Genomic DNA, 1461 nt, shown 5'->3' on the forward strand with positions numbered 1-1461 from the left:
GGGCGATCAGATACGCCCAGCGGTGAAGTTGAAGTATCCCAGCAAGGGCGCATGGAATCCCGGCGAGAAGTTTGCCCCGCTTTCATGGCGGCTGTTGAAGGATCAGGTAGGCATATATTTCGAGAACCGTGGACTAGACTTGATGGATAACGTATTCAAGGCAACCACTAACACGGATACGGGAGAGGGTGGCACCGTTGCCGATGTATGGCTGTCCGCATGTATCATATCCGATGCGCGGGTGCAGGCCAGCGCACGCGATACAAAGATAGATACCGCAGACATTCCAGACATCACGCGCATGGTAGAGTACGGCAAAGACTTCAAATACATGAAGCCCATAAGTTGGGATGTGGAGATTCCCGGTATCGGAGAACATACCACAGCCTCGACAACCAAGTTGCCGGTTACATCCATCAACGATGCCAGCGGGCTATCCATGCGATGCAAGGACGAATTCTATCGGTACAACACATCTATAGACGCCGGCCAGATAATGATTCCGTGGATTGACGATACTTACTGGATAGGCGACGTGATAGGCAGTATCCACGATAAACACATGGTAATCAACTCCGCTATCGTTGGAGTCACCTACGATTTCAACGCGCAGACAACCACGCTGTACTTGAGTGACGAACGGTACAGATAAGGGGATGCAATGTACGAGCCGGGGGATAGACTGATAAAGTGGACTGACGAGCCAGCACCGGGCTACGGTCGTCTATATCCCATCATCACCACGGCAACAGATGACTTCGGCATGGTCATACCGTACAACAACTACATATCCGCACGTGTACACGTAGGCACCTACGCCGAAGAATACACGTGGTCCATGAATGATATCGTCGGCCCCGACAACCCCATCATAGCGAGTTACACCGTAACGTCAGACGCATGGGGCGCTCTTACCAACTACAGCTACATCAAAAGCACGCATAAGACGTACATATCCGGTGGAAGCGAACTGACCACGAGCAGGTCAATCACCATTCCCATGGTCAAGTTCACATCCCCGCAGTACACACCCACCCCCGAAATGCTTATCGGTAACATTCTCGACGCTGGGATAAAGCAAATAGCTGGGGACTATCTGAATTACACGTTGAAAGCGGCCCTTGTTCCCATAAACGAAACATTCACCATAACCGATTACAAGCCATCGTCGTTTGTCAGCCTGATACGGCCCTTGTCGTGGGGTGGGGCAAACAGCGGATGGGAGGAATATCCAGGTCCGTACTACAGCGCCACCCTCATATCCTACGGTGGTGCGCTGAACCACACAACGGACTACCGCTTCGCGTTCCCCGTATCGCCTAACTACCAGAAGCAAATGGGGACGGGTACGATATGCCATGGCTATGCCATCGTTGCCGTGGTATACAAAGAGTACATTGAAGGCGGTGACGATGCCCGTAACAACACCGTAGCCCGCGACATGCCGTCCACATATTCACC

2 protein-coding genes are annotated in these 1461 nt (G+C 52.3%); both read left to right on the forward strand.

The window, feature by feature from the left end; translation table 11 throughout:
* Window positions 1-652, forward strand: a 652-nt coding sequence (locus HWQ67_RS18400; RefSeq protein WP_218254149.1) for a hypothetical protein, incomplete at its 5' end; no start/stop codon positions are given.
* A gap of 9 nt (window positions 653-661) precedes the next feature.
* Window positions 662-1461 (forward strand): hypothetical protein (locus HWQ67_RS18405; RefSeq protein WP_218254150.1); only part of this gene is annotated, 800 nt, incomplete at its 3' end.

It is taken from the genome of Candidatus Magnetobacterium casense (genome assembly GCF_019173545.1).
In the GTDB taxonomy this organism is placed as follows: Bacteria; Nitrospirota; Thermodesulfovibrionia; order Thermodesulfovibrionales; family Magnetobacteriaceae; genus Magnetobacterium; species Magnetobacterium cryptolimnobacter.